Raw genomic sequence first — 26,772 nt, forward strand, 5'->3', positions numbered from 1 at the left:
GCCGCTGCGGGTGATGGCGCTGATCGGCGACGCGCGCGAAGGGCCGGGCCTGCGGACGCGTCGGCGGGCGGTTCACGGCGACGACGGACCTCGACCCCGTGGAACTCGCCGAGGCCGACCTCCCGGCGGTGCGGACCTTGCCCGCCACGGAGCCGAGCTTGGCTCGCAGCGTGGCGGCGGGGTGCGCCCGCCCGATGAACGCGGCTATCGTGTCCGGTTCCTCCTGATTCGGGTGCCGAGCCGCTCACGGTTTCCCGCCGTTCGTCGCACCGTTGCCGCACTAGGCTGCGCAGCGGTGTGCCTGCCACTGGGAGGAGTCCGGGTGCGGATCTTCACGATCGTCCTGTCACTGGTGCTGACGTGGGTGCTCTCCGGGGCGGTCGCCTCGGCCGATCCCGTGCTCGAACACGACACCGACGACCCGGTGGCGGCCGCGCCCGCGGTGACGCGGCCGGACACCCCGCACTGCACCGTCACGCTCGCCGACGCCTTCCGCTCCAACGCCGCCGACGGCACCCCGCAGTTCTACGAGGGCACGCTCGCGCCGCCCAAGGCCTGCGCCGGGCCGTGGGCGAAGGTCGTGATGGACCAGACCGTCACCGTTTCCGGCCGCCAGTACGACCGGATCGGCGACCTCCGGATCGGCGCGACCGAGGTCTGGTGGGGGACCACGGAGGAGCCCAGCGGCGAGGGCAACCGCCCGATCACCTACCACTTCGACAAGGACCTGACGCCGTACGCCGCGCTGCTGCGCACGCCGCAGCCCTTCCACGGCGGTATCGAGAACTACAACTCGCCGGTCTACACCGGTGTCTACGCCCAGACCGTGACGCTCACCTACTACCAGGCCGACCGCAAGCACCCCGCGCCCGAGACCGCCGACCACGTCGCCGGCTTCGGGCACGTCGACGCGACACCCGCCGCGCCCACCGTGCACTTCACCGCGAAGGACCTGCCGCGCAACATCACCCGCGCCTACCTCGAGGTCACGCTGGAAGGCCACGCCTGCGACGAGCAGTGGTTCGACGACGTCCCGGATGCAGTGTCGGCGAAGTACCCGGCGGCCGGGCTCTGCGGCAAGGGTCCGTACCGCGAAGCGAACTTCGCGCTCGACGGGACGCCCGCCGGCAGCGCGTTCACCTTCCCGCACATCTACTCCGGCGGGATCGTGCCGCAGCTGTGGCGGCCGATCGTCGCGATCGACACCTTCAGCCTGCACGCCGAAACCTACGACATCACGCCGTTCGCGGGCCGGCTCGTGGACGGCGGTGCGCATGATCTCTCCTTCTCCTTCCCGGACATCGGCGGTGAATTCACCGTCGTGCCGACGCTACTGCTCTACACCGACAAAAAAGCCGCGCAGACGTCCGGCGCCCTGACCCAGCACGACGTCGCGGCGGCGCCGACCAGGCAGACTGCGGTGAAAGACATCCCCGATGGGGTGAACGTGACGGTGACGGCGAAGCGTCACGACGTGACCGCGGGCTACGTCGACACCTCGGCGGGCCGCGTGTACACCCGCGTCGAGCGCACCCGCGACTACCGCAACACCGACGACGTCACCGGCGGCGGTTTCACCCAGCACGTCGTGCAGGGCGACTCGGGACAGCAGACGTCGACGTCCACTGTGGACGGACGGGTGCGCTCGGCGGCCCGGCACACGTGGTCCTACCCGCTGACCACCGACGCGACCGCGAACATCACCGACGACCAGAACCTGCGGATCTCCGGCTCGGCCGAGATGACGCAGACCTTGGCCGACCTCGCGGGCGACGGCCGGCGCTGGTGGCCGGTCCGCGGGTCGACGGAGTGGCTGAGCTCGTCCGGCGTGCTGGCCCGCACGAACGGCGTCAACACCGAGGCCGACGGCCGCTCGCGCACGTCGTTCGCCGGGTCCGACGACCTCGGCCGACCGTACTTCCACTACGTCGCGAGCGAGCACGGGCGGATCACCGCGAACCGGGAGCTCCCGCCGCGGAGGTGAAACAGCTCTCGGTGCGCCTCACCCGATCGGGCTAGTGCGGTACTGTCGGGTACATGGGGAGTCTCCGCTCACGGGTCCTGGGCTGGGTCGGGCGTCGGTATCTCGCGCGTCAGTCGAAAAAGGGCTTCGACCTCGAGAAGATGTCGTCGTTCCTGCCGGAGTCGGCGCTGATGCCGCTGAGGCGCGACAGTCTCGACCCGGTCGCCGAGATCGGCGCGATCCGGGCCGAGGCGCCGATCAGCAAGCTCGACCTGCCGTTCGGGATGAACGCCTGGCTGGTCACCGGTTACGACGAGGCGAAGGCCGTGCTCGGCAAGGTGACGGAGTTCTCCACCGACTTCACCAACCTGGTGGGCAACGCCGGGGTGACCGAGGACCAGAACCCGGGCGGCCTGGGCTTCGCGGACCCGCCCGTGCACACCCGGCTGCGCAAGCTGCTCACGCCGGAGTTCACCATGCGGCGGCTCAACCGGCTGATCCCGCGCATCGACGAGATCGTCACCGAGCAGCTCGACGCGATGGCCAAGACCGAGGGCCCGGTCGACCTGTGGCAGGCGTTCGCGCTGCCGATCCCGTCGCTGACCATCTGCGAGCTGCTCGGCGTGTCCTACGAGGACCGCGAGGACTTCCAGCGGCTGGGCACCGCGCGCTTCGACCTCTTCGGCGGCGCGAGCGCGTCGCTCGGCGCGATGTCGGAGTCGCTGACCTACTTGCTCGACATCGTGAAGAAGCAGCGCGAAGAGCCCGGCGACGGCCTGCTCGGCATGCTGATCAAGGAACACGGCGACGAGATCTCCGACCGCGAGCTGGCCGGCCTCGCCGACGGCGTGCTCACCGGCGGCCTGGAGACCACGGCCAGCATGCTCGCGCTCGGCGCATTGGTGCTGCTGCGCGACGAGAAGGCGTTCGACGCGGTCCGCGGCGACGAGCAGTCCGTGCACCGGTTCGTCGAGGAGCTGCTGCGCTACCTGACGGTGGTGCAGATGGCGTTCCCGCGGTTCGCCAAGGAGGACATGGAGATCGGCGGCGTGCGGATCACCGAGGGCGACATCGTGCTGGTGTCCCTGTCGGCCGCGGACCGCGACCCGAAGCTGGGCACGGACATGGAGCAGTTCGACGCGGCCCGCGAGCCGACGTCGCACCTGGCGTTCAGCTACGGAATCCACCGCTGCATCGGCGCGGAGCTGGCCCGCATGGAGCTGCGCACGGCCTACCCGGCACTGGTCCGCCGTTTCCCGAACTTGCGGCTGGCGGTGCCGGCGGAGGAGCTTGCGTTCCGCAAGGTGTCCATTGTGTACGGTCTGGACGAGCTGCCGGTACTGGTGGACTGAGGTTCGGCGCGGGATGGGCCGCCGCGGCCGCCGCTCGCCGTGGTGCGCTCGGATCGCCAGGGGCGAGGACTAGCCGGACTGGTGCCGGGATCGGCGAGCTTGAGGCCGGAACTCGCGCGACCACGCCGAGACCGGCGCGCCCGAAACCGAAACCATCCGATCAGCCCTAGACCGCCACGCCCGACGCACGATTCGCTCCCCGGCCCCGGCCCCGGCCCCGGCCCCGGCCCCGGCCCCGGCCCCGGCCCCGGCCCCGGCCCCGGCCGGGCTCAGTTCACTCCGCGCGGCCGGAACTGGATGCTGATCCGCGGCCCGACCGGCTTGGCCGTCTTGGGGACCGAATGCTCCCAGGTCCGCTGGCAGCTCCCGCCCATCACCAGCAAATCCCCGTGCCCCAGCGGCCGTGCCAGCGTCTTCCCGCCGCCGCCCCGCGGGCGCAGCGCCAGAGTGCGTGCGGCGCCGACCGACAGGATCGCGATCATCGTGTCTTCGCGAGCGCCCCGGCCGATGCGGTCGCCGTGCCAGGCCACGCTGTCGCGGCCGTCGCGGTAGTAACACAGGCCCGCCGTGCGGAACGGCTCGCGCAGCTCTCGCAGGTAGTGCTTGCTCAGCGCGTCCCGCGCCGCGACCAGCGCGAGGTGGGGGAGCGCCACGTTCTCACGGTAATAACTCAGCAGCCGCGGCACGGCGACCACCCGGTCGTACATCTTCCGCTTCTCCGCCTGCCACGGCACGCCCTCGACCAGCGCCGCGAACAGCTCGTCGGCACCCTCGAGCCAGCCTGGCTGGATGTCGACCCACGCGCCGGAGCCGAGGTCGGTCCGCTCGGGCGCGAGCGGACGCAGCGCGATCGCGCCTTCGGTGCCGAACAGGGAAGACTGGAGACCCGCGTTCATGGTCCCCAGTCTACACCAAGATCGAACACCTGTTCTAGTGAATCACGTCGTAGACGAGCTTCTGGATCCCGTTGCCGTAGGACTCGCTCTCGACGAGCTTGAGGGCCTGCTTGTCCTTGTTGGTCTCGCCGAACAGCCGCTTGCCCGCGCCGAGCAGGACCGGGAACACCAGCAGGTGGTAGCGGTCGACCAGGCGGGCGTCGGCCAGCGCGCGGTTCAGCGCCGCGCTGCCGTTGATGATGATCGGCCCGCCTTCGGTCTCCTTGAGCGCGGCGACGTCGTCGAGGGAGCGGAGAATGGTCGTCTCGCCCCAGTTCGTCACCAGGTCGGACTCCTGCAGCGTGGTCGACACGACGTACTTCGGCATCGCGTTGTAGCCCGCGAACTCGACCGTCATGCCCGGCCACACCGGCGCGAACGCCTCGTAGCTGACCCGGCCCAGCAGCAGTGCCGTCGCCTCTTCCTGCTCGGTGCCCTTCATGGCGTAGGCGGCGGGGTCGAACTCGATGTCCTTGAAGGTCCAGCCGGAGTTCCGGTAGCCGGGCTCTCCGCCGGGTCCTTCGACGACGCCGTCGAGGGAGACGAACGAGGTGGAGATCAGGGTGCGCATGCGGTGCTCCTAGGTCGATCTTGGGTGCGTTCACCAGTGTGTCGAACGGCCTCGGCCGGATTCGACAGCGCCGCGCGAGAAAACTTCCGACACACTCCCGGGCGCCGAAGTGGGTCTTGTCCGCGGTCGCGCGGGCTCGTACAGTCACTTCCACGCCGGACAAAGGTCTGAACCTGTTTCCGGTCACCGCCGCCTCGAGTGACACAGGAGGTTGACGGTGCGCAGACTTCGCGGCGCGGGCGTGCTCGCGGCGGTCGTGACGGGGCTCGCGGTCCTGGTCCCGAACGCGGACGCCCAGGTCGGCGGCGGGTCCTGGATTTCGGATTCTCCGAGCTTCAATACTCAGGAGAAGGGGTGCGGCAGCCTGTCCGGCCTCACCTTCAAGCTCACCTGCTCGACCGCGAGCGGTGAACAGCGGGCGGAACGCCGGTACGCCACCTACACCGGCGGCACCCACCAGTTCGAGGGCTCCTTCAAGATCACCAGCATGACCGGCTCCCGGATCAGCCTCAAGCAGACGTTCCGGGACGGCTCGAGCGCCGGGCCGTACTTCCTGCTGGCCGTGGAGAAGGGCGGCCGGATGTACGCCGTGGAAGGCGGGGCGACGCTGGGCAGCGGCGCGACCGTCGGCACATCGGTGCGGGTCAACACGATCAACCAGGTCGGCAGCTCGCACAAGGTGTACATCAACGGCTCGCTGAAGCAGACCATCTCCAGCCCGAGCGGCAGCTACTACGACAAGTTCGGCAGCTACCGCACCGCCAGCGGCGCGGGACCGATCACGGTGACGTGGAGTGGGGTCAAGTTCTGGCACCAGTGACGCCGTCGGCGGCGTCCCCGGTGTCACGCCGGCGGCGCCGCCCACGCGTCGAGGCCGTCGCGGGCCGCCAGCCGCAGGCCGCTGGTGAACCGGCGGGGCGTTCCGGTGACCGGGTCGTCGAAGGCGAGGACCCGGGACAGCAGCTGCAGGGGTTTCGTGAAGTCGCCGAGGGGTTTCTCCCGCAGTTCGGGGTAGAAGTCGTCGCCGAGGATCGGGATGCCGAGGCCGCTGAGGTGCACGCGCAGCTGGTGCGTCCGCCCGGTCGAGGGGGTCAGCCGGTAGCGGCCGAGGCCGTCGCGGTGCTCGGCCAGCTCGACGTACGTCTCGGCGTTCGGCTCACCCGGGACCTCCTGCGCGGCCAGCACCCCGCGCTCCTTGACGATCCGGCTGCGCACGGTCCGGGGCAGCTCCAGTGCCGGGTCGTACGGCGCGATCGCCTCGTACTCCTTGTGGACCAGCCGGTCGCGGAAGAGCGTCTGGTACTTCCCGCGCAGCTCCGGGGTGATCACGAACATCACCAGCCCGGCGGTGACCCGGTCGAGGCGGTGCGCGGGGGAGAGGTGCGGCAGGTCGAGGTCGCGGCGCAGCCGCACGAGCGCCGTCTCGAGGATGTGCTGCCCGCGCGGGATGGTCGCCAGGAAGTGCGGCTTGTCGACGACCAGCAGGTGCTCGTCGCGGTGCACGACGCGGATTTCGAACGGCACCGGCACCTCGTCCGGCAGGTCGCGGTGGAACCAGATGAACGACCCGGGCGCGTACGGCTCGTCGACGCCGAGCGGGCCGTCCATGCCGTGGATGCGCTCCTCGCGCAGCATCTGCTCGATCCGGTCCGGCGTCACGCGCGGAAGGCGCTCGACGAGGTGCGCCAGCAGGGTCGGCCACTCGCCGTCGGGCAGTTTCAGCCGGGCGGGCTCCAGCCCGTGGCGGGGCGGGATCGGGGGCCGGAGCTTGCGTCTCATCGTCCCCCGACTGTAGCTAACCCTCCGACGGCGTCCGGTAGCGCGCGATGTAGCGGGCCGTCGCTTCGGCGTTCTTCGCCTCGGCCGCTTCGGCGCGGACGCGGCGGCCGGTGTGGTGCGGGAAGCCCTGCCGGCCGAGCCGGTGCTCGATGCTCTCCTCCATGTAGGCGCAGGAGTAGAAGTACGCGACGAGCGCCGCCATGAGGACCAGCGAAAGGCGCAGCCAGATCGAGCCGGGCAGCAGCAGCCACACCGCGCAGAGCGGCACGATGCCGACCGAGCGCTGCAGCACGTACCGGGCGCGCCAGTGCTTGGACGTCGCGTCGTGCAGGGCCCAGTCCTTGAAGCGGTCCGGCAGTTTGACGCCGACGGCGTAACCGAACCAGCGGAGCACACCAGGTCGTTCCATGAGGTCCAGAGTACACTAATAGTTAGTGTACTAACTGTCTCGTGGACCACGTTAGGATCGCGCCATGATCGACCTCGGTGAGGACCCGCTGAAGCTCGACCGGCAGGTGTGTTTCGCACTGTCGGTGGCTTCGCGCAGCGTGATCGCGATCTACCGGCCGCTGCTGGAGCCGTACGGCCTGACCCATCCGCAGTACCTGGTGATGCTCGCGCTGTGGGAGCGGTCGCCGAGGTCGGTGAAGGACCTGGGTGCGTCGCTGCGGCACGAGCCGGCGACGCTGTCCCCGCTGCTCAAGCGGCTGGAGGCGCTCGGTTACGTCACGCGCAGCCGGAGCCGGTCGGACGAGCGTCAGCTGATCGTCGAGCTGGCGGAGTCCGGGCGGGCGTTGCGGGCCGAGGCCGAGAAGATCCCGTATCGCGTCGTGGAGAAGCTGGGGATGGAGGTCTCCGAGCTGGAGGCCCTCCACAGTGTGCTGTCCCGGGTCATCGCGGCGACGGCCTGAGGAATGCTCTGCCGCCGGGCCGGGTTGACCACGGTGTGCTGAAGATCAGGCTGGGCGTCGCACCGGCGGCGGGGACCGGGCCGGCGGAGTTCGCCGGGCTCGCGGAACGGCTCGAGAGCGCCGGCGTCGACTCGCTGTGGCTGTCCGAGCTGGTCTACTCGCCCGAGGTCGACCCGATGATCGGCATGGCGCACGCACTGGCGAGGACGTCGAAGCTCAAGGTCGGCACCGGCGTCGCGATCCTGCCGGGACGGCACCCGGTGCTGGTGGCCAAGCAGCTGCTGACGCTGGCCGGCCTGGCGCCGAAGCGGGTGCTGCCGGTGTTCGGGCTGCGCCCGGCGCGTGCGAACGAGCACGACCTGTTCCCGGTACCGGCCGGCAAGCGCGCGGCGGTGTTCGACGAGTCGCTCGTGCTGCTGCGGCGGCTGCTGGAGGAGGACTCGGTGTCGTTCTCCGGCTCGTTTTTCGAGGTCGCCGACGTGTCGCTGGGGCCACGTCCGGCGAAGCGCTTGGACGTGTGGCTCGGCGGTTCGGCACCGGCGGCGTTGCGCCGCACGGGCCGGCTGGCCGACGGGTGGCTGGGGAGCTTCCACACGCCGTCACAGGCGCGTGAGGCCCGGGTGGCGATCCAGGCTGCCGCGGCCGAGGCGGGGCGGGAGATCGAGGAGGACCACTTCGGGCTGAGCCTGCTGGTGGCGGACCGTGGCGTGCCGCCCGAGCTGGCGGCGATGGCGGCCCGGCGGAGTCCCGGCGCCCCGCTGGCGGATCTCGTGGCGACCAGCTGGCCGGAGGCGCGGCGGTTGGTGGAGCAGTACATCGAGGCGGGGCTGTCGAAGTTCGTGATCCGGCCGGGGCATGGGGATTTCGACGGGTTTCTGGAGAAGTTCCAGGAAGAGCTGGTGCCGCTGCAGAACTAGGCTCACCGGTGGCGCAGATCGCCGTGCACGTGGCCGACCTGGATCGCGGTGCCGTTCTGCGTTCCGCTGATGACGTTCGTTGTGCTGCCCGGAGGCGGCGGCTCGATCTTGGCCTTGGCCACGGCCAGGTCCTCGGCATAGCCGCCGGCACCGTAGCCGTAGCGCAGGAGGTCACCGCTCGGGTTCGGGATGTAAAGGTAGATCGTGCCGCAGTATTCCTTGACGCTGACGTCCGCCGGGACGACTTTCGTCGCGGGTAGTTTCGCGTATTCGCTGGCCAGGACGTCTTCGAAGACCCGCTGGGACAGCGCCACCGCGAGAAACGTCTGGTCGGGGTCCGAACGCTCCAGGACGGCGCGCACCGGGGCGGCGTCGAGCAGGCGGTGGGTGGTGATCGCGGCACTGCCGATGGCGGCCGCCGAGGTCGTGCCCGGCGCGGGTGCGAGGATCGGGCCGACGTTCAGGCTGGCCCGCATCCTCAGGCGGACCGACCGCGCGGCCGATCGCAGGCGCGCGTCCCGTGCGGCGAGCACGGTTTGGAGCTCATCGAAGAAGCGGGTCACCACCGCGGGCAGGAACCGCGGGTCGAAGCCGAGCCCGTAGCCGTCGCCGGTTCCGTGGGGAAACAGCGCCGTTTCCCAGATTTCGCCCAGCCCGGCGCCGGCGAACGCCTGGGACAGCACGTCCGGGATCGCGGCGGACATCATTGCCTGGGTGGCGTCGGGATTGCTGCCGAAACCCTTGGTGTCGACCACCAGCAGGGCGCGGTAGGGCGGGAGTTCGGCGAGCACGTCGTCGACGGACACAGTCGTGCCTTCCTGGTCGATGGCGATCATTTGCTTCTGACGGACCGGCGGAGGCAAGCACCGCGATTTTTCGTACGTTCGGGGTAAAAACCGCGACATTCGGTGCGGCGCCGTGCCGGCTGCAGGTAGACAGATAAGTTCGAGTCTGGGCAGGAGTTCTCGGATGAGTTCTCGGAGCGGGGCCGCATCACCATCCGAAGTGCACAACCACATCGACGGCGGTGCGGCCGGGGCGGTGCTGCAGGCCGGGACGATCACCGGCAACGTGGTGATCGCCGGTCCGCGGTCGCCGGAACCGGTACCCCGGCAGCTGCCTTCGGCACCGTCGCACTTCACGAGCCGATCCGACGAGTTGGCGGCGTTGGACGAGATCGCCGCTCAAGAAGCCGACGGGCAGCCCGCACTCGCCGTGCTGATCGGGCCAGGTGGGGTGGGCAAGACCGCCCTCGCCGTCATCTGGGGCGGTCGGTGCGCCGACCGCTACCCGGACGGCCAGCTCTACGCCGATCTGCGGGGGTTCTCACCCGGGACCACGGTCCTTCCACAGGATGCGCTCGGTGCGTTCCTTCGCGCATTGGGCGTCGCGTCCGAGCGAGTGCCGCCGGACCTGGCCGAACAGGCTGGTCTGTTCCGGACGATGACCGCGGGTCGGCGGCTGCTGGTCGTGCTGGACAATGCATTTTCTGCGGCTCAGGTACGGCCGCTGATCCCCGCGTCCGCCGGCTGTACGGTGCTGGTGACCAGCCGCCTGCGACTGGACGGGTTGGTCTCCGAAGGCGCGCGGTTCCTCGACGTGGCCCCGCTTTCCCCGTCGAACGCCGCGGAGCTGGTGGTTCGCGTCCTGGGCCGGACCCGGGTCGTCGGCGAACTCGACAAGGTCGCCGAGCTGGCCTCGTTGTGCGGGCGGCTGCCGATGGCGCTGCGCGTCGCGGCCGCTCGGTTGGCATCGCGACCCCGATGGCAGGTGGCGCGGGTGGTGGCCGAACTCGGCGACGAGCGATCGCGGCTGAAGCGGCTGTCATCGGAAGGTGACGCCTCGGTAGCGGCGATGTTCGACTGGTCCTACCGGGCGCTGCCGGAGACGCCCGCGAAACTGTACCGGCTGCTGAGTGAGTTCCCGGGTGCTTCGTTCGGCATCGACGTGGCGGCGGCAGCGGCCGACCTGGCCGAACCCGCCGAAGGTTTGCAGGTCCTGGTCGACGCAAGCCTCCTGGAAGAGGTCGACGAGTTCCGCTATCGCTTCCACGATCTCGTCCGGCTGCACGCCCACGCCCAGCACGACGGCGACCGAGCCGAGGTCGTGCCGCGAGTAGCGAGCTGGTACCTGCACGCGATGACGCGGGCGAACATGGTCGCCATCCCGATCCGCTGGAGGGTCAGCCCGGTCTGCGAGCAGTACCGGAACGCGCCGCCGGCGTTCGGCTCGGGGCGGGCCGCCCTCGACTGGCTCGACGAGCAGTTGCCTAACGCCATGGCGGTCCTCGAGGAAGCGTACGCGCAGCGGCACGACGAGGTGGCGTGGCAGCTGTGCGAGGCGTTGTGGGAGCTGTTCCTGCACCGCAAGCACTTCCCGGAGTGGCTGCGCTCGCATGAGACGGGGATCGCCGCGGCTCAGCGCTGCGGCAACGTCGTCGCGGAGTCGCGGCTGCGGTGCCAGCTGGGTCGCGCCTACCTGGACCTCGGCCGGTTCGAGGCGGCCGACCGGGAATGCGGCCATGCGCTGGAGCTGGCGCGTGGCGCGGGGAGCCGGCACAACGAATCGGTGGCGCTGGACCAGCTGGGCACCGCGGCGCAGGGACGAGGGGACGTCACAGCGGCGATCGCGTTCTACACCGCGAGCCTGGCTATCGAAATGGAGTTGGGCATAGAACGGGGCGTCGCGCAACGGCATCGCCGAATCGGCGAAACGCTGGCGAAGGTGGCTCGCGACGGCGAAGCGGCCGACCACCTCGAACTCGCTCGCGGGATGTTCGCCGACCTGGGAGACGAGAAGGACGAGGCGAAAGTCCTGGTGGGCCTCGCCCGCTTGGATGCTCGCGCCGGCAACGTCCGTTCGGCGGCCCGGCGCCTGGACCGGGCACGAAAAGTGCTGGCGGAGTCGGGATCAACGTTCTACCACGCGGACGTGCTGGTCGGCTTCGCCGACTTGGCGGAGTACGACGACGACCCGGCGGCAGCTCGCGGCTACCTCGCCGAGGCACTGCAGTTGTACGAGCAGGTCGGCGGGCCGCAGGAGGACCGGATCCGGGCTCGGCTGAGGAGCTACGACGCCGAGATCGCCGAGCCGCCGGCCACCGAGAACCCAGACGTAGCCGGCGACGGCCGCGAGCTCACCGCTCACGACGCCGAGGCCCCCGGAACGGTCGCCGACGACCCAGCCGCGCCCCGCCAGACCGGCGGCGGCGACGGACAGCCCGGGCAACTCGGTGAATGACCGGGCGATCAGCGCACGTGCGTCGGCGAACACACGTGTTTCCGGGTGGATGAGGACGTCCGCCAGCGCCGGGCACTGGTCGTGCCCGGCGCTGGTGAAGCTGCCCTGCGCGCCGGAAGCGAGCGTGTAGCTCCAGAGCAGCGGCGGGATCGTCACCCGGTCGGCCACGTTCCCGGCCGCGGCAGGAGCCGGGGCAGCGGTGCCGGAGAGAGTGGCACGGCTCGCGCCGGTTCACTGAGGCCGAGCAGGTCGTACATCTCTTTTCGGAGGATTGCGCCCGCTTGTCCTGGACGCGAGGTCAGCAGATCGGCGATGCGGGCGCCGAGCCCGCGGCCCTGCACGTCGGCAGCCGCGTGCAGCTGGGGGAGGAGCGGTCGCGTCGGCTGCCACAGCGGGGCGTGCTCGGCCAGCACCGCGACCGGGGTGCCCGGCAACAACGGCTGACGGCCGTGCGGAATCCGTAGGACGGGAATGCCGATCCCGGCGGCGAACGCACTGACCGAGGTGTAATCGGCCATCACGTAGTCGGCGGCGGCCACCGCGCCGCGCCAGTCGGTGTGCGGGGCCAGCACCACGAGCCCGGCTTCGATGGCGTCCGAAAGCCAGCCGCGTACTTGCCTGATGCCGTGCTGCGACCAGATCTGCGGGTGCAGCGACGCAACCACCAGTGAGTCTTCGCACCGCGCCGCCTCGGTGATCTCCCGGAAGATCGCCGGGTTGCTGCCGAAGCCCGACCGGGGGGACCAGGTGACCGTGACCAGGATGATTTTCCGATTGTCCACGACGCCGAGCGCCCGCCGGTACACATCGCGATAGGGACCGCTCGCGACGAGGCGGTCGAAGGCGATGTCTCCGGCGACAACGGCGTGGGGAACGGCCTGCGGGCAGATCTCGGAGAGGAGGTCCAGTTCGCGGTCATGGGTGAGGGCGATCCGGTCGGCGCGGACCCGGTCGTCGTCCAGCAATTGAGTCGAGTCCAGGCCGGTCACGAGTTCGCCCTCGGCCGCGGTGCGCCAAGGGCGGAACTGCCCGAGGCCGCCACCGTGCGGAACCAGCAGTACTGGTCCCCGCATTTCCTCGAGGCCGCGAGTGCTCGCGGCGAGAACGAGTCCGTGCCTGGTCCGGCGGGCCTGCCGCGGGGGAAGGAGGATCCCGCCGCGAGCGCGGACGAATTCGCCGGCGTCAGGACGATCTTCCCCGTCGTCCGGCACGGTGGTGATGTGCTGGATCCGGTAGTCGGCCTCGATGAGCGGGACGAGGTCTTCGAGCCGGGCCAGCGCGACGATGTGCGGGGCGAGGATCAGCACGGATTCCCCGATCAGGGTCGTCCAGTGCTCGTCTCCGTCGGGTACTCCGTCGTCGCTCATCGTGGCCACCCCGGACAGCTTGACGCGTAGCGCAGCGCGCGGGCGCGGTCCGGGGTGACGGGCGAGAGCTGGGATCTGCGGTCGGCGGGGACTTCGACTTTCACGAGTGCCTCCTGAAGCGGCGTCGGCGGGCATTGCCGGCGGCTCGGACATGGGTCGACGGCCGCGCGTCGGCGCGGTCGAGGTACACCGGCCGGCTCGGCATCGGCTCAAGCCGGCGGTGTGGCGCGGACAACCCTGTCCTTGGGAGAGGCACTCGGAGGTCGGCTGGCGGGTTCGTGGCCCGTTTGCTCGGCCGGGGGGTGGCTCGGAATCACCGATAGGGTGGTTTTCATTCCCCGGGAAGTTGCTCTTGGGTCTCTAGCCGGACGGCGGCACCACGCTCCGGTCGGAGAGTCGTATGCTGTCGCCTCGGCAGTAAGTCCGCGCTCGCGTCATGGTGGGTCGGCGGTTATTGCCTTTCAGGAGCGGTCCCTGGTTGCAGCCGGGGGCCGCTTCTTTACGCTGGTCTCATCACTCGTCCAGCCTTTCCAATGTCCGGTCGATCAACGCGGGTGTTTCTTCGGCAGACAGTGCGGCGTCCTCGAGTCCGAAGAAGATTCGGATGAACTCGGCGGCCTTGACGACACCGGTGACATCGTCGAAGAACTGGTCACCGTCGGGTCGTTCCAGGTTGAGGAACAGGTCGTTGGGCTGCTCGGACAGCTGGAGCAGCTCGAAGGAGCTCTGCATCCCGTCGACCCAGCCTGCCTGGTACGGCAGGATTCGCAGTGTCACGTTGTCCTGCTGGGCAACCGCCCGGAGGTGGTGCAGCTGCAGCCGCCAACCGTCGACATCGGTGATGCGCCGGTGCAGCACCGACTCGTCGAGGATGAAGAAATGCTGCAGGTCGCCGTCCTCCAGTCGCCTCTGTCGTTCGGCGCGCAGCTTCGCTTTCCGCTCGATGAAGGCCGGGTCGCCGGAGGATTTCTGCGCCAGTGACCGGGTGTACTCGGGAACCTGGAGCAGTCCCGGTACCAAGTGCAGCTGGTACTGGCGAAGGATGACAGCAGCCGATTCGAGGCCCAGGAACTTGACGAACTCCGGGCTGTTGGTGCGTTTGTAAGCGTCCCACCAGCCCGGTTGCTTGCCGGCCTTGGCCATCTGCACGTAGGTCTCCACGCGATCCCGGTCGGTGATGCCGTAGTGCAGCAGCAGGGCTTTCAGATCGGTGATCGACAGCCCTACCTGCCCGCCCTCGATGCGGACAAATTTGGACAGAGACCAGTCGAGCGCGTCGGCGACGTCCTTCTGGGTGAGCTGCAGAGCCTCCCGTGCCTCCCTGATCTCAGCCAACACACGCCGCTGGGAGGCCACTGGCGAGTGTGCCCTAGTCATGATCGATTCACTCCTATCGCTCGGGATGTGACGCCCATCAGTATGACATATAGCACATCGGCGTCAGTCTTTAGGGCTTGCGTCAGTCTGATACTGGTATAGACGCTATCAAGACGTCGGCCGTCCAGCGATCCGACCTGCAGCCGACGCAACTAAGCCCTGGCCAGGCCGTGGAGCGGGCTGACCAGGGCTTAGAGGTGGCTGAGGTCGCTAGGAGTGTGAGTCGAGGAACGCTTTCCACGCTTCGTGCGTGAAGGACAGCAACGGCCGGGGGAACTTCGAGTCGCGCAGAAACACCCGTTCGGGCGTGGTGGCGGTCTCGACGCAGTTCTCGTCGTTGCCGCTACCGCTCGCCGAACTCTTGACCCACGTCAAGCCGAGGGGATCGGTCCTGGGTGAAGCCTGCCCGACCTGCTCGGTCACGTGCGTCCTCCGGTTCTCGAAAGGCGCGTTACCGGCCAGCCGGGCGGCGTCGGGCCGGAGCATCGCGTGCGAATGTTCGGATCATAACTGCGGAACGTGACGGTTCGGCACCGCCGAGAGAAGGATAACTCATGGTCCACAGGTTTGTTGTGGAGCGATTGCGGGTCAAATCCATGACATTTCCGGGACGTTCGTAGTCGATGTGCACGTGCACAATTCCGTGCAACTGAGTGCTCGATCCGGTGTGTCCGAGCTGGGGTGAACCAACCCGCGCTGCCTGGGGAATCCGGAGTTCCGCTGCGGAGTGGCCACGAATTCCGGTCGCGAAAGAAACCCGGTGAGAAGTGCCGAAGCCGCGGTCTAGAACTCGAGTTGTTCGGCTTTCCGCGGCATGAGTAGCAGCGCCACGACGGAAACCGCCGCGACTACCAGCAATCCGACGAACACGTAGTGCGTAGCCTCCGCCAGGGCGCCCCTGACGAACGTCGCCACCGGGGAGTCCGAATGCCCGCCCAGCACCAACGATGTCGCGTCCACGGACGGCGGTAGCTTGCCCGCCACCTCGGCCGGTGGTGAAGCGAACCGCGAGGCCAACGTCGCGTTCGCGATCGCGCCGAAGACCGCTGCTCCCACCGCGCTGCCCAATGACCTGCTGAACAGGTTCGTCGCCGTCACCACGCCTCGGCGGTCCCAGCCCACCACCGACTGGACCGCCACCAAAGTCGGGCTCGACGTCAACCCGAGACCCAGCCCCAGGACGAACGCCGCCAGCGCTGCCGACCAGATCGACGACGTCGCGTCCAGCAGGGCCACCAGTACCGCGCCGCCGACCACGAACACCGTGCCGATCAACGATGTGTCGCGGAAGCCGATCTTCAGGTAGATCTTGCCCGCCAGGGATGCCGAGATCGGCCAGCCGACCGTCAGGGCCGCCACCGCGAACCCGGCCACCAGCGCTCCCGCGCCGAGCACGCCCTGTGCGTACGTCGGCAGGTACGACGTCAGCCCCATCAGGATCGCGCCGACCACCACCGCCAGGAGGTTGCCGCCCACCAGGATGCGGCGGGTGAACACCCACAGCGGCAGCACCGGCTCGGCGGCGCGCTTCTCCACCAGCACGAACGCCACCAGCAGCACCGCGCCCGCGACGAAGATCGCCACGCTCGGCACCGAGCCCCACGCCCACGCCACGCCACCTTCGAGCAGGCCCAGGATCACCAGCGAACACCCGACCGTCAGCAGCGCCGCGCCCGTGTAGTCGACCTTGTGGGGCTTGCGCTCCACGCGCTCGGTGAAATTGCGGAACAGCATCAGCGCGGCGATCGCACCCAGCGGCAGGTTGATGAAGAAGATCCAGCGCCAGTCGAGGTACTCCGCGAACACGCCGCCGAGCGTCGGGCCGACCACCGACGCCATGCCCCACACGCTCGCGACGTAGCCCTGCACGCGGGCGCGTTCCTCCACCGTGTAGAGGTCGCCGATCACCGTCATCGACATCGGCTGGATCGCGCCGGCACCGATGCCCTGCACCGCGCGCGCCGCGATCAGCACCGGCATGCTCCACGCGGCGCCGCACAGCACCGAGCCGACCAGGAACGCCGCGATCCCGAAGAACATCACCGGACGTCGGCCGAGCACGTCGGCGAACTTGCCGTAGAGCGGGACGGTGACCGCCTGGGTGAGCAGGTAGACCGAGAACAGCCACGGGAACTGCGAAAACCCGCCGAGGTCGCGCACCACCGACGGGACGGCGGTCGCGATGATCGTGCTGTCCAGGGCGACCAGGGCGGTGCTCAGCATGACCGCGATCAGCACCGGGCCGCGGTCCGACCGGAAACCGACCCCTTTCGCGCTGGTGGCGGCGGGGGTCGTCATCGGCGGGCTGCTCCTCGGGGCGGTCATGAAGGGGATCAACTACTTTGCAATCCTAAGCATTCCATCCGAGGGTCGAGTACCCCAGTGAATTTCCGTCACCGTGCGATGCGCGGAAGATGGGTGCGATGAGCGACTGGATCAGGCCGATCGATCAGGGGTGGGTGGTCCGCGACGCGGTGCCCGGGCCCGACGTCGACGAGTTCGCCGAACCCGACCGCGTCGTCGCGGCGCTGGCCGCGCCCGGCGCCGTGGACAGCCTGCTGGCCGTGCAGCACCCGGCCCGCACGCCCGCGGCGCTGGCGCGCGGGCTCGACCTGACTGCGGCGGTCCCGGTCGCGCGGGCCGTGCTCGAGCGGCTCCGCAAGCGGTTCTACCGGCCGGTGCGCGAGTTCGTCGCGCCGTACCGGATCGACGGGCCGGACGGCGCCGCGCTCGGGTTGCTGTGCCTGGTCGACCCGGCCGCGGTGACCGACGACGGCGCCGCGCGCGTCCGGCACACCGAGGACGTCTACGCCGAGGTCGTCGCCGAGCGCGCGGCCGTGCTGGCGGGCTTGGGCTGCGCGACGAGCGCGGCGATGCTCGTCCCGGCGTCCGGCGGCGACCTGCTGACCGAGCAGGTCGAACGGGCCTGCGCCGGCCTCGGCCTGCCCGATCTGTCCACTTCGGACGCGGCCGGGCGGCGGCACGAGCTGTGGGTGGTGCCGGCGGGCCCGCTGCAGAGCCGGCTGCTGGCCGCGGTCGCCGCCACCGAACTGCTGGTCGCCGACGGCAACCACCGGGTGGCCGCGGCGTCGGCGGCCGGCCACGACGCGCTGCTGGCCCTGGTCACGGCGGGCCCGCAGCTGCGGATCGGCGCGATCAACCGGGTCCTGACGGGCACCGGGCTCGGCCCCGAGGACCTGGTGTCGCGGTGGTCCGCGGCCGGCCTGGACGTCCGGTACGACGAGCACGCGGTGCCCGTCACAGGCGAGGTGGTGGTCCGCGCCGGCTCGGCGGTGCTGCGGGTCCCGCTCCCGGAGCTGCCGGAGCCGGCGCCGGTGATCGACCACGAGATCGTCGAGCGGGTGCTGTTCGCCGAGGCGCTCGGGGTGGATCCGGACGGGCCGTGCGTGCAGCCGCTGCCCGCCGGCCGCCCCGCGCCGCCCGACGCGGACGCGGTGGTCCTGCTCGCGCCGGTGCGGTACGCGGATGTCCTCGCGGTGCACGCGGCCGGGCGCCGGATGCCGCGGAAGGCCACCTACTTCACGCCGAAGCCGCGCAGCGGGCTCGTGCTGGCGGAGCTCTAGCGGGCGGCGTCCCACCAGGTCAGCACCCGGGTGGCGAACAGCGTCAGCCACTTGGACGGCTCGCCCGGCGGGGCGTCCACCTCGAACCACACCCGGCCGGTGTGCCGCTCGGCCTGCAGCCACGTGCCGTCCGGCTGCCGCGCCGCGCGGATCAGCTCGATCGCCTCCGCCAGGCGCGGGTCCGGCCGGTCCGCGTCGCGGAAGTAGGACGCCGCGTTGAGCACGTCGTAGTGCCAGCGGATCGGGTACGCGAACTCGCCCACCCACGGCGCGATCGGCGCACCCGTCGAAAGCCGCCGGACCAGCCCGCGCTCCAGCAGGTACTCCTCGCCGGCGAGGCGGGCCTCGTGCGCCGCGCCGGTGCCGCCCGTTGCGGACTCGAACGCGAGCAGGCCCTTCAAGGAGTTGAGTGTCGAGTGGACCGACGAGCGCGTCGCCCCCTCGGCCCACTCGCAGTTCCAGCCGCCGTCGGGCAGGCGGTGCGTCACGAACCACTCGGCGAGCCCCGCGACGTCCGCGCCCAGCCACACGCCGTTGGCCAGGGTCCAGGCGTTGATGCAGCAGTCGACTTCGCCGTCCCAGTAGGGCAGGTTCTCGTACTCCCACCGGCTGTTCTCGGCCAGCAACGCGGCCGTCCCCCGCAGCGCCGAGGCGTCCAGGCCCCACTCGCGCAACGAGTTCAACGTCCACGTCGTCGCCGTCCAGGGCTGGGCTTCGCCGCCCTTGAAGCCCGCCGGGAAGAATGCGCCACCCGCCCACTGGCCGTCGGGGTCCTGCAGCGCCAGCAGCCGGGCGCCGAACCCTTCCGTGGCCACCCGCGCCCGGGTCGCCTCCCAGACCTCGGGCGGCTCGCCCGCGAGGTCGCGCTCGACCTGCCAGCGCAGGGCCGGGTCGGAGTCACGCAGCCAGGCGAGCACGTCCATCAGGCCCCCGTGACGCCGTCGATGGCTTCGCGCAGGAAGTCGGCGTGACCGTTGTGCCGCGCGTACTCGTGGATCATGTGCAGCATCACCAGCCGCAGCGAGACGTCCTCGCCCCAGCGTGCCTGGTGCCCGGTGACGTCCAGGGACTCGGCCGCCTCCTCGATCTTGCGCGAGTGCTCGACCTCGGTCTGCCACGCCTCGAACGCCTCCGCGCGCGTCGACGTGCTCGCGTCGTAGGCCGCCTGGAAGTCGCCCTCGGCCGACCAGCGCAGCGGGACGTCTTCGGCGTCGATCACCCGCCGGAACCAGGTGCGCTCGACCTCGGCCATGTGCCGGACCAGGCCGAGCAGCGAAAGCGTGGACGGCGGGCTCGACGCGCGGCGCAGGTCCTCGTCGGACAGTCCGTCGCACTTCATGGCGAGGGTGGCGCGGTGGAAGTCGAGGAACGTGCGCAGCATTTCGCGCTCGCCCCCGACCAGCGGTGGTTCGGGACGTTCGGTGGTCACCGACAGTGTGTATCACGCCCGAGAATGTCGGTGGAGTCAATTAAGCTCGCCGGCGTGGACCTGCCCGTGATGCCGCCCGTGCGGCCGATGCTCGCGAAAGCCGTGCACGAGGTGCCTCGTGACCCGGGGCTGCTCTTCGAGCCCAAGTGGGACGGCTTCCGCTGCATCGTGTTCCGCGACGGCGACGAGATCGAGCTCGGCTCCCGCAACGACCGCCCGCTGACCCGGTACTTCCCGGAGCTGGTGGAGCTGCTGGCCGCCGCGCTGCCGCCGCGCTGCGTCGTGGACGGCGAGATCGTGCTGGTCACGCCCCAGGGGCTCGACTTCGAGGTGCTGCAGCTGCGGCTGCACCCGGCGGCCTCGCGCGTGCGCAAGCTCGCCGAGGAGACGCCGGCCAGCTTCATCGCCTTCGACCTGCTCGCCCTCGGCGACACCGACCTCACCGGGGAGCCGTTCCGCGAGCGGCGCAAGCAGCTGGAGAGCGTGCTCTCGACCGCGGCCGAGGGGCTGCAGCGCGTCCACCTGACCCCGCTGAGCGAGGACCCGGCCCAGGCCGAGGACTGGTTCACCCGGTTCGAGGGCGCGGGCTTCGACGGCGTCATGGCCAAGCCGGCCGACCTGCCGTACGAGCAGGACAAGCGCGTCATGCTCAAGGTCAAGCACGAGCGCACGGCCGACTGCGTCGTCACCGGGTTCCGCTGGCACAAGGACGGCGTGGGGGTCGGGTCGCTGCTGCTGGGCCTGTTCGACGACGAAGGCGTGCTGCACCACGTCGGCGTCGCCAGCAGCTTCACGAAGGCGCGGCGGGCCGAGCTGGTCGAGGAGCTGGCGCCGCTGCGCGAGAACGCGCTCGAGAACCACCCGTGGCGGTCCTGGGCCGAGTACGAGCCGGAGCCGGGGCGCCGCCCGGGCGCGAACAGCCGGTGGGCGCCGCAGAAGGAGCTGACCTGGGAGCCCTTGCGAACCGAATGGGTGGCGGAGGTGCGCTACGAGCACCTGCAGGGCGGCCGGTTCCGCCACGGCGGGCGGCTGGTCCGGTTCCGGCCGGACCGCACCCCGGAGTCGTGCACGTACGCCCAGCTCGACGAGGCGCCGCCCGCCGAGCTCGCGAAGCTGTTCGGGGAGGCGAGATGAGCGAGGCGATGCTGCTCGACGTCGACGGCGTCGAGGTCAAGATCAGCAGCCCGGACAAGGTCTACTTCCCCGAGCACGGGGAGACGAAGCTCGAGCTCGTCGAGTACTACCGGGCGATCTCCGGGCCGCTGCTGGCGCGGCTCGGCGGCCGCCCGCTGCTGCTGGAACGCTACCCGGACGGCGCCGGCGGCAAGAACTGGTTCCAAAAGCGCGTGCCGAAGGGCGCGCCGTCGTGGCTGAGCACCACGGTCGTCTCGACGCCGAACGGCACGACGAGTGACGCGCTGGTCGCGAAGGACCTGGCCCACATCCTGTGGGCGGTGAACCTGGGCTGCCTCGGCTTCCACGTCTGGCCGTACCTGGCCGACGCGCCGGAGGTGACCGACGAGCTGCGCGTCGACCTCGACCCGTCGCCGGGGATCGGGTTCGACGAGCTGCGCGAGGCCGCCGTGCTGACCAGGGAGTTCCTGGCCGAGCACGGCATCGAAGGCCACCTGAAGACGTCCGGTTCGCGGGGGCTGCACCTGTACGTGATGCTCGAGCCGCGCTGGGACGGCTTCCAGGTGCGGGCCGCGGCGGTCGCGCTGGCGCGGGCCCTGGAACGGCGGCACCCGGCGAAGATCACGGCGCAGTGGTGGAAGGAAGAACGCGGCTCGCGCGTGTTCGTCGACTTCAACCAGAACGCACCGCACAAGACCGTGTTCGGCACGTGGTGCGTGCGGCCGCGAGTGGGCGGGCAGGTGTCCACGCCGATCGGGTGGGACGAGCTGGACGGCGTCGAGCCCGACGCGTTCACGCTGAGCACGGTGCCGGCCCGGGTCGCCGAGCGCGGCGACCCGTGGGCCGGGGCAGGGGAGCGGCCGCAGTCGATCGAGCCGCTGCTCGAGATGTCCGAGGCGGATATGGCGAACGGGCTGATGGACGCGCCGTGGCCGCCGGTGTACCCGAAGATGCCGAACGAGCCGCCCCGGGTCGCGCCGAGCCGGGCGAAGAAGGCGTGAGGTGACGACGGTCGCCGAGTGCCCGGCCGACGACGGGTTCCTGCTCGCGCTGATGACGGCGATGACGGCCGAGCTGGTGGTGGTCTACAACCTGCCCTCGGACGCGCGCCCGCGGCCACTGGACCCGGCGAGCCGCTACCTGCTCGCCCGCGACGGCGCCCGGGCGATCGGGTGTTGCGCGGTGGAGCCGGTGTCACCGGGAGTGTTCGAGCTGAAACGGATGTTCGTGGCACCGGACGCTCGTGGCACCGGCGTGTCGGCCGAGCTGGTGGCGGAGTCCGAGCGGCTGGCCCGCGGCGTCGGCGGGGTGCGGCTGAGGTTGGAGACGGGGGTGCGCCAGCCTGCGGCGATCCGGCTCTACGAGCGGGCGGGGTACCGGCGGGTGCCCAACTTCCCGCCGCATGAAGCGGATCCCGAGTCGGTCTGTTACGAGAAGGATCTGGCTTGGCCGCGGCCGAACGCCGATGCCCGCTGACGGCGTCGCGCTAGTCGGCTGAGCCTTCGGCGGTGGGGTCCTTCGCCACCGCGTCCAAAGCCGCGTGCAGGTACGGGACCAGCCGCTCGACGTCCGGGCCGGTGAAGGCCGTGTGGCCGAGGACCAGGCGGCTCAGCAGCACCCCCGAACAGATCGCCACCAGCAGCCCCGCCCGGCCTTCCGCGTCCGGGCCGTCGAGCGCGCCCGCCAACCGGCGTGCGTAGTTGCCTTCGATGTTCTCGCGCATGATCTCCGCCGCGCGCGGGTTGGGCGCCGAACGCAGCGTCAGCAGCAGGCCCGCCGTCGGGACGCTGCCCGTTCCCGTCAGCAGGTCGCGCGCCGCGTCGGCGTTGCCCGCCGGGGTCATCATGATCGACTTCTCGAACACTACGTCGACCACCGCGGCGAACAGGCCCTCCTTCGAACCGAAGTAGCGGCCGATCAGCCGGGCGTCCACTTCGGCCGCCCGCGCGATGTCGCGCACCCCGGCGCCGTCGTAACCGTGCTCGGTGAACGCTTCGCGGGCCGCGTTCAGGATCGCCGCCTTGGTGGCCGCCGAGTCCCGGCGGCGGACGGCGGTCGCGGTGTGCTCTTCCCGGCCCATGGCCGACAGCGTACGAGGTCCGCGCCACCACGCGCCGGTTGCCATGTCCACGAGTGTGGACTTACTATGTCCACGAGTGCGGACATCAGGCCCGCCGCGAACGAACCCAGAGGTCACCACCATGTCCATCCCCCAGCGCAGGCTCGGCACGAGCGGTCCCGTCGTGGGCGCCGTCGGCTACGGCGCGATGAGCTTCGGGCGGTTCTACGGCCAGAGCGCCGAGCACGCGAACGACGACACCGCGAGCGGCCTGATCGGCCGCGCCCTGGAGCTCGGCGTCACGCTCGTGGACACCGCCGACGTCTACGGCGAGAGCGAGGAGATCATCGGCAAGGCGATCGCCGGCCGGCGCGACGACGTGGTCCTCGCCACCAAGTTCGGCATCGTGCACCAGGCGGACGGGCCGTCGATGAACGGCAGGCCCGAGTACGTCCGTGAAAGCGCCGAACGTTCGCTCAAGCGCCTCGGCACCGACCACATCGACCTGTACTACCAGCACCGGATCGACCCGGGCGTCCCGATCGAGGAGACCGTCGGCGCGATGGCCGACCTCGTGACCGCGGGCAAGGTCCGGTACCTCGGCCTGAGCGAAGCCGGCCCGGACACGATCCGGCGCGCCCACGCCGTGCACCCGATCAGCGCGCTGGAGACCGAATGGTCACTGTGGTCGCGGGACATCGAACGGGAGATCTTCCCGCTGTGCCGCGAACTCGGCATCGGCGTGGTGCCCTACAGCCCGCTCGGCCGCGGCATGCTCACCGGCCGGCTCACCTCCGTCGACGACCTGCCCGCCGACGACTACCGCCGCAAGATGCCGCGGTTCGCCCAGGAGGCGTTCGAAGCGAACCTGGCCGCCGTGCGGACCGTCCGCGAGATCGCCGAAGCGCACGCCGCGGCCGCGGGACAGGTCGCCCTGGCGTGGCTGCTGGCCAAGGCACCCGACGTCGTCCCGATCCCGGGCACGCTGCACGCGTCACGGCTCGAGGAGAACGCCGGCGCCGTCGCGCTGACCCTCACCGCGCAGGACATCGCCCGCCTCGACGCGCTCCCGGTCAGCGGCGAGCGCGAAGGCGAAGTCGGGGACAACTGGTTCGACGGCGTGACGCCGGCCCTCGGCTAAAGCTCCAGGTCGAGCGAGAGCTGCCCGAGGTCGCCGCCGGGGGTGACGCGCAGGCCCGCCGGTGGTGCGGGCAGGGTTGCCACGCACTCCGGGCAGGGCGCCACCTCCGACGTCGTCAGGTCCACCGGCTTCCAGCTGCGGGACTCCTTCGAGCCGCACGCCGAACGGCGGTAGCGGAGGTCGCCGGAGCGGGTCATCAGGTGGGCCAACGGCACTTCTTCGGGCAGCACGCCGACCAGGTACCAGCGTGGTGCGCTCACCGCGGTGGTCGTCATGGCCGCCAGTCTCCGTCGGGACCCGCAGGACCCCGGCGCATTTGCCGGCCTTCGGCGTGGCGGCTCGCCGTCAGGCCGGCAGGTACCGGGTGATGTACATCAGCCCGCGCTCGTCGATCGCCGACGGGTCCGGTGCCACGCAGGCACGCAGGTCCGCCAGCACCGCGTCGGTGTCGAGGCCCACGCCGATCAGTACCAGCTCTGTGCGCCGGGGCGCGCCCGACGGCCACGCCGATCGCTCGAGCTGCACGAACCCGCCGACGGTGTGCAGGTGGAAGCGGTCGGCTGCGGCGAAGTCCGCCTGGCCCTTCATCCGGTAGAGCCCGGCCGGCCGCCGCTCGAGGAAGTCGACGAACGCCTTGGGCGCCAGCGGCGTCCCGGCGGTGAACGTCACCGTCTCGTACCGCGCGTGCAGGTGCTGCGAGTGGTCGTGCTCTTCGCGCAGGTCGTCGAAGGACAGCTGGCCGACGCGCTCGCCGCGGGGCTCCGGGTCGAAGAACAGCTTCGGGTCGACGCGCCCCTGCGAGGTGACCAGCAGCGGACGGCCCGGCGCCAGCTCCTCGACCGTCGCGGTGACCTTGGCCAGCGCCTCGGCGGCCACCCGGTCGGCCTTGTTCAGCACCACCAGGTCGGCCAGCCGCAGGTGGTCGGCCAGCTCGGGGTGACGCTCCCGCGCGGCTTCGAACTCGGCGGCGTCCACGACCTCCGCCAGCCCGCCGTAGCGGATGTCCGGGTTCTCGCTGGCGATCATCAGCCGGATCAGGTCGCGCGGCTCGGCGATGCCGCTGGCCTCGACGACGATGACGTCGATCCCCGCCTCGGCCGAGGAAAGCCGCCCGAGCATGGCGTCGAGACCGCTCGCGTCGACCGCGCAGCACAGGCAGCCGTTGCCGAGCGAGACCATCGTGTCGACCTGGCCGGCGACGGCCAGTGCGTCGACGTTGACGCTGCCGAAGTCGTTGACCACGACGCCGACGCGGGCGCCCTCGCGGTTGGCGAGCAGGTGGTTGAGCAGCGTCGTCTTGCCCGCGCCGAGGAACCCGGCGACGAGGACCACGGGGATCTTGCGCACGAAACGACTCTACGTCGCGCGCGGGCGTGCTGATACACGGGGGAGTACCGACGCACTAGTCCGTTCGCCGAATACCCTCGAAAAGACGAACAAGATCCGGCGAGAAAGGATCACGGCGGGCGCACTGTCCATTGTGATCGATTGACGGAAAATGCGCAGAGACATGTCCGGATAACGCTTGGTAGCAGTTATTTTCGCGGCGTTTCCGCTGGCGGGAGCGTAAATTGCGGAGTGCTCGGGGCGTTGTTCACGTCCGGTGGATTGCGTCCGCGAGAACGTGGGGTACTCTCCCCGGCCTGGCCGGAGGTGCTGCTGTCGCGGCGACTTCCGGCCGGTCCCGTTGTCGGCGACCATCGGAGGAACGGTGAACCTTTCGGTCGGGATGCAGATCGCGATTTCGGAGAGTGGGGTGCCGTCGTGACGGTTACACCCGAGCGGGTGACGCCCACGCTGCCGATCTACCAGCGCGTCTCGGAAGAGCAGAACGTCAATTCCGCGGAAGCGGAGGAATTCCTGGACCGGATGTTCGCCGAAGGCGCCGCCGAAGAAGGTGATCGCTTCGAGACGCGGCTGGCGGAGGTCCGCGCGGAAATCGCCGAAACGGGCACCTACCGGCACACCGCGGCCGAGCTGGCCTACGGCGCGCGCGTCGCGTGGCGCAACTCGGCTCGCTGCATCGGCCGGTTGTACTGGCACAGTCTCCGGATCCGCGACCGGCGCCGGGTCACCGACCCGGCCGCGATCGCCGGCGAGTGCGTCGCCCACCTGCGCCAGGCCACCCGCGGCGGCCGGATCCGGCCGACGATCACGGTGTTCGCCCCGGACACGCCCGCCGCGCCCGGGCCGCGCATCCACAACGAGCAGCTGATCCGGTACGCCGGGTACCGCTTCGAGGACGGTTCGGTCCTCGGCGACCCGCGCTACGCCGAGTTCACCGAGCAGGTGCGAAGACTCGGGTGGCGGCCGCCGGAGCGGAGAGGGTCCTTCGACGTCCTCCCGCTGCTGGTCGAGGCGTCCCCCGGCGATCCGCAGCTGTTCACGCTGCCGGCGGACGCCGTCCTGGAGGTGCCGCTGACCCATCCCGACCACCGCTGGTTCGCCGGGCTCGGGCTGCGCTGGCACGCCGTGCCGGCCATCAGCAACATGCCCCTGGAGATCGGCGGCGTCACCTACCCGGCCGCGCCGTTCAACGGCTGGTACGTCGGCTCCGAGATCGGCGCCCGGAACCTCGCCGACGAGCAGCGGTACGACCTGCTGCCGGTCATCGCCGAGCTGATGGGCCTGGACATCGCGTCCGAACGCACGCTCTGGCGCGACCGGGCGCTGGTCGAGCTGACGCTCGCGGTGCAGCACTCGTTCGACGCGGCCGGCGTGACGATGGCCGACCACCACACCGAGTCACGGCGGTTCCTGACCCACCTCGACCGCGAGGAGCAGTCCGGCCGCCGCTGCCCGGCCGACTGGAGCTGGATCGTCCCGCCGCTGTCCGGTGGCCAGACTCCCGTCTTCCACCGCTACTACGACCCACCGGATCCCGAGCAGCGACCGGCCTTCCTGTCCCCGGACTGAGTAGGCCGGGTAAGCCGGGAACCACGGAGAGCAACGTGAAAGCGCCCGTTCGGCGGATCGTGCCCGGCCCACGCCGCAGTGCGGCGCGCCAAGGCCG

At 70.6% G+C, this 26,772-nt stretch carries 26 protein-coding genes; 12 read left to right on the top strand and 14 right to left on the bottom strand.

Going from position 1 to position 26,772, the window contains the following annotated elements:
* Window positions 1-322 precede the first annotated feature (322 nt).
* The gene (locus tag QSK39_RS31380; RefSeq protein WP_285481459.1) at window positions 323-1,984 is read left to right on the top strand and encodes a peptide-N4-asparagine amidase; all 1,662 of its coding nucleotides are present in this window, start codon (window positions 323-325) and stop codon (window positions 1,982-1,984) included.
* Window positions 1,985-2,037: 53 nt separating this feature from the next.
* Complete coding sequence (locus QSK39_RS31385; protein WP_285481460.1) at window positions 2,038-3,315, top strand: cytochrome P450; 1,278 nt, start codon at window positions 2,038-2,040, stop codon at window positions 3,313-3,315.
* A gap of 269 nt (window positions 3,316-3,584) precedes the next feature.
* Here QSK39_RS31385 and QSK39_RS31390 read toward each other — a convergent pair whose 3' ends face one another.
* A complete protein-coding gene (locus QSK39_RS31390) occupies window positions 3,585-4,211 on the bottom strand; it encodes an alpha-ketoglutarate-dependent dioxygenase AlkB (protein ID WP_285481461.1) in 627 nt (208 codons plus the stop codon).
* A 34-nt stretch (window positions 4,212-4,245) separates the two neighbouring features.
* Window positions 4,246-4,821 carry a dihydrofolate reductase family protein gene (locus tag QSK39_RS31395; protein WP_285481462.1) on the bottom strand — a complete coding sequence of 192 codons (576 nt, stop codon included), beginning with the start codon at window positions 4,819-4,821 and terminating at the stop codon, window positions 4,246-4,248.
* Window positions 4,822-5,062: 241 nt separating this feature from the next.
* Here QSK39_RS31395 and QSK39_RS31400 point away from each other — a divergent pair, with 241 nt between their 5' ends.
* Complete coding sequence (locus QSK39_RS31400; protein ID WP_285481935.1) at window positions 5,063-5,641, top strand: hypothetical protein; 579 nt, start codon at window positions 5,063-5,065, stop codon at window positions 5,639-5,641.
* A gap of 23 nt (window positions 5,642-5,664) precedes the next feature.
* Here the strand turns inward: QSK39_RS31400 and QSK39_RS31405 are convergent, their stop codons facing one another.
* On the bottom strand, window positions 5,665-6,600 hold the full coding sequence (locus QSK39_RS31405) for an RluA family pseudouridine synthase (protein WP_285481463.1): 936 nt from the start codon (window positions 6,598-6,600) through the stop codon (window positions 5,665-5,667).
* A gap of 16 nt (window positions 6,601-6,616) precedes the next feature.
* Window positions 6,617-6,994 (bottom strand): DUF5313 domain-containing protein, encoded by a 378-nt coding sequence (locus QSK39_RS31410; protein ID WP_285481936.1) that lies wholly within the window; start codon window positions 6,992-6,994, stop codon window positions 6,617-6,619.
* 79 nt (window positions 6,995-7,073) lie between these two features.
* Between QSK39_RS31410 and QSK39_RS31415 the strand changes: the two genes are divergently transcribed.
* On the top strand, window positions 7,074-7,511 hold the full coding sequence (locus QSK39_RS31415) for a MarR family winged helix-turn-helix transcriptional regulator (RefSeq protein WP_285481464.1): 438 nt from the start codon (window positions 7,074-7,076) through the stop codon (window positions 7,509-7,511).
* A gap of 35 nt (window positions 7,512-7,546) precedes the next feature.
* Complete coding sequence (locus QSK39_RS31420; protein ID WP_285481465.1) at window positions 7,547-8,428, top strand: TIGR03854 family LLM class F420-dependent oxidoreductase; 882 nt, start codon at window positions 7,547-7,549, stop codon at window positions 8,426-8,428.
* A gap of 2 nt (window positions 8,429-8,430) precedes the next feature.
* On the opposite strand, the gene QSK39_RS31425 is transcribed toward QSK39_RS31420, so the two are convergent.
* Window positions 8,431-9,264, bottom strand: coding sequence for a hypothetical protein (locus tag QSK39_RS31425; protein ID WP_285481466.1), 834 nt, complete (start codon window positions 9,262-9,264; stop codon window positions 8,431-8,433).
* Between the two features lie 169 nt (window positions 9,265-9,433).
* Here QSK39_RS31425 and QSK39_RS31430 point away from each other — a divergent pair, with 169 nt between their 5' ends.
* Window positions 9,434-11,668 carry an ATP-binding protein gene (locus tag QSK39_RS31430; protein ID WP_285481467.1) on the top strand — a complete coding sequence of 745 codons (2,235 nt, stop codon included), beginning with the start codon at window positions 9,434-9,436 and terminating at the stop codon, window positions 11,666-11,668.
* 152 nt (window positions 11,669-11,820) lie between these two features.
* Here the strand turns inward: QSK39_RS31430 and QSK39_RS31435 are convergent, their stop codons facing one another.
* The 4 genes from QSK39_RS31435 to QSK39_RS31450 all read right to left on the bottom strand — a co-directional run bounded on the left by QSK39_RS31435 (window position 11,821) and on the right by QSK39_RS31450 (window position 16,710).
* Window positions 11,821-13,035: a hypothetical protein gene (locus QSK39_RS31435; RefSeq protein ID WP_285481468.1), complete on the bottom strand. Its 1,215-nt coding sequence runs from the start codon at window positions 13,033-13,035 to the stop codon at window positions 11,821-11,823.
* 513 nt (window positions 13,036-13,548) lie between these two features.
* Complete coding sequence (locus QSK39_RS31440; RefSeq protein WP_285481469.1) at window positions 13,549-14,370, bottom strand: helix-turn-helix domain-containing protein; 822 nt, start codon at window positions 14,368-14,370, stop codon at window positions 13,549-13,551.
* Window positions 14,371-14,622: 252 nt separating this feature from the next.
* Window positions 14,623-14,835, bottom strand: a complete 213-nt coding sequence (locus QSK39_RS31445) for a DUF397 domain-containing protein (RefSeq protein ID WP_285481470.1) — start codon at window positions 14,833-14,835, stop codon at window positions 14,623-14,625.
* 360 nt (window positions 14,836-15,195) lie between these two features.
* Entirely contained in the window at window positions 15,196-16,710 is a 1,515-nt protein-coding gene (locus QSK39_RS31450; RefSeq protein ID WP_285481471.1) for an MDR family MFS transporter, read from the bottom strand.
* 125 nt (window positions 16,711-16,835) lie between these two features.
* Here QSK39_RS31450 and QSK39_RS31455 point away from each other — a divergent pair, with 125 nt between their 5' ends.
* Window positions 16,836-17,996 (top strand): DUF1015 family protein, encoded by a 1,161-nt coding sequence (locus tag QSK39_RS31455; RefSeq protein ID WP_285481472.1) that lies wholly within the window; start codon window positions 16,836-16,838, stop codon window positions 17,994-17,996.
* Here the strand turns inward: QSK39_RS31455 and QSK39_RS31460 are convergent.
* Both QSK39_RS31460 and QSK39_RS31465 read right to left on the bottom strand, forming a co-directional pair.
* Entirely contained in the window at window positions 17,993-18,919 is a 927-nt protein-coding gene (locus tag QSK39_RS31460; RefSeq protein WP_285481473.1) for a squalene cyclase, read from the bottom strand. The genes QSK39_RS31455 and QSK39_RS31460 overlap by 4 nt on opposite strands.
* Window positions 18,919-19,425 carry a DinB family protein gene (locus QSK39_RS31465; RefSeq protein WP_285481474.1) on the bottom strand — a complete coding sequence of 169 codons (507 nt, stop codon included), beginning with the start codon at window positions 19,423-19,425 and terminating at the stop codon, window positions 18,919-18,921. Before QSK39_RS31465 ends, QSK39_RS31460 begins: the two co-directional genes overlap by 1 nt.
* Before the next feature lie 54 nt (window positions 19,426-19,479).
* Here QSK39_RS31465 and QSK39_RS31470 point away from each other — a divergent pair, with 54 nt between their 5' ends.
* Genes QSK39_RS31470 through QSK39_RS31480 form a run of 3 tightly spaced genes read left to right on the top strand, consistent with a single transcriptional unit; the run spans window position 19,480 to window position 22,035 of the window.
* Window positions 19,480-20,559, top strand: a complete 1,080-nt coding sequence (locus QSK39_RS31470; protein ID WP_285481475.1) for an ATP-dependent DNA ligase — start codon at window positions 19,480-19,482, stop codon at window positions 20,557-20,559.
* Window positions 20,556-21,560, top strand: coding sequence for a non-homologous end-joining DNA ligase (gene ligD, locus QSK39_RS31475; RefSeq protein ID WP_285481476.1), 1,005 nt, complete (start codon window positions 20,556-20,558; stop codon window positions 21,558-21,560). Before QSK39_RS31470 ends, ligD begins: the two co-directional genes overlap by 4 nt.
* Window position 21,561: 1 nt before the next feature.
* A complete protein-coding gene (locus QSK39_RS31480; protein ID WP_285481477.1) occupies window positions 21,562-22,035 on the top strand; it encodes a GNAT family N-acetyltransferase in 474 nt (157 codons plus the stop codon).
* Window positions 22,036-22,045: 10 nt separating this feature from the next.
* Here QSK39_RS31480 and QSK39_RS31485 read toward each other — a convergent pair whose 3' ends face one another.
* Window positions 22,046-22,639, bottom strand: a complete 594-nt coding sequence (locus QSK39_RS31485; RefSeq protein WP_285481478.1) for a TetR/AcrR family transcriptional regulator — start codon at window positions 22,637-22,639, stop codon at window positions 22,046-22,048.
* 121 nt (window positions 22,640-22,760) lie between these two features.
* On the opposite strand from QSK39_RS31485, the gene QSK39_RS31490 reads away from it, so the two are divergent.
* On the top strand, window positions 22,761-23,759 hold the full coding sequence (locus tag QSK39_RS31490; RefSeq protein ID WP_285481479.1) for an aldo/keto reductase: 999 nt from the start codon (window positions 22,761-22,763) through the stop codon (window positions 23,757-23,759).
* On the opposite strand, the gene QSK39_RS31495 is transcribed toward QSK39_RS31490, so the two are convergent.
* Complete coding sequence (locus QSK39_RS31495; RefSeq protein WP_285481480.1) at window positions 23,756-24,034, bottom strand: hypothetical protein; 279 nt, start codon at window positions 24,032-24,034, stop codon at window positions 23,756-23,758. The two genes, QSK39_RS31490 and QSK39_RS31495, sit on opposite strands and share 4 nt — an antisense overlap.
* A gap of 70 nt (window positions 24,035-24,104) precedes the next feature.
* Entirely contained in the window at window positions 24,105-25,106 is a 1,002-nt protein-coding gene (locus QSK39_RS31500) for a CobW family GTP-binding protein (protein WP_285481481.1), read from the bottom strand.
* Between the two features lie 438 nt (window positions 25,107-25,544).
* Between QSK39_RS31500 and QSK39_RS31505 the strand changes: the two genes are divergently transcribed.
* Window positions 25,545-26,675: a nitric oxide synthase oxygenase gene (locus QSK39_RS31505; protein ID WP_502873329.1), complete on the top strand. Its 1,131-nt coding sequence runs from the start codon at window positions 25,545-25,547 to the stop codon at window positions 26,673-26,675.
* Window positions 26,676-26,772 lie beyond the last annotated feature (97 nt).

Origin of the sequence: Amycolatopsis sp. NBRC 101858 (assembly GCF_030269325.1) — a bacterium.
Classification (GTDB): Bacteria; Actinomycetota; Actinomycetes; order Mycobacteriales; family Pseudonocardiaceae; genus Amycolatopsis; species Amycolatopsis ponsaeliensis.

What these genes read in the sequence shown, in the direction of transcription:
- QSK39_RS31435 (WP_285481468.1), bottom strand. Translation starts at nt 13,035, where the DNA reads ATGAGCGACGACGGAGTACCCGACGGAGACGAGCACTGGACGACCCTG.
- QSK39_RS31390 (WP_285481461.1), bottom strand. Translation starts at nt 4,211, where the DNA reads ATGAACGCGGGTCTCCAGTCTTCCCTGTTCGGCACCGAAGGCGCGATC.
- QSK39_RS31405 (WP_285481463.1), bottom strand. Translation starts at nt 6,600, where the DNA reads ATGAGACGCAAGCTCCGGCCCCCGATCCCGCCCCGCCACGGGCTGGAG.
- QSK39_RS31460 (WP_285481473.1), bottom strand. Translation starts at nt 18,919, where the DNA reads ATGGACGTGCTCGCCTGGCTGCGTGACTCCGACCCGGCCCTGCGCTGG.
- QSK39_RS31415 (WP_285481464.1), top strand. Translation starts at nt 7,074, where the DNA reads ATGATCGACCTCGGTGAGGACCCGCTGAAGCTCGACCGGCAGGTGTGT.
- QSK39_RS31385 (WP_285481460.1), top strand. Translation starts at nt 2,038, where the DNA reads ATGGGGAGTCTCCGCTCACGGGTCCTGGGCTGGGTCGGGCGTCGGTAT.
- QSK39_RS31495 (WP_285481480.1), bottom strand. Translation starts at nt 24,034, where the DNA reads ATGACGACCACCGCGGTGAGCGCACCACGCTGGTACCTGGTCGGCGTG.
- QSK39_RS31425 (WP_285481466.1), bottom strand. Translation starts at nt 9,264, where the DNA reads ATGATCGCCATCGACCAGGAAGGCACGACTGTGTCCGTCGACGACGTG.
- QSK39_RS31490 (WP_285481479.1), top strand. Translation starts at nt 22,761, where the DNA reads ATGTCCATCCCCCAGCGCAGGCTCGGCACGAGCGGTCCCGTCGTGGGC.
- QSK39_RS31455 (WP_285481472.1), top strand. Translation starts at nt 16,836, where the DNA reads ATGAGCGACTGGATCAGGCCGATCGATCAGGGGTGGGTGGTCCGCGAC.
- QSK39_RS31485 (WP_285481478.1), bottom strand. Translation starts at nt 22,639, where the DNA reads ATGGGCCGGGAAGAGCACACCGCGACCGCCGTCCGCCGCCGGGACTCG.
- QSK39_RS31450 (WP_285481471.1), bottom strand. Translation starts at nt 16,710, where the DNA reads ATGACGACCCCCGCCGCCACCAGCGCGAAAGGGGTCGGTTTCCGGTCG.
- ligD (WP_285481476.1), top strand. Translation starts at nt 20,556, where the DNA reads ATGAGCGAGGCGATGCTGCTCGACGTCGACGGCGTCGAGGTCAAGATC.
- QSK39_RS31395 (WP_285481462.1), bottom strand. Translation starts at nt 4,821, where the DNA reads ATGCGCACCCTGATCTCCACCTCGTTCGTCTCCCTCGACGGCGTCGTC.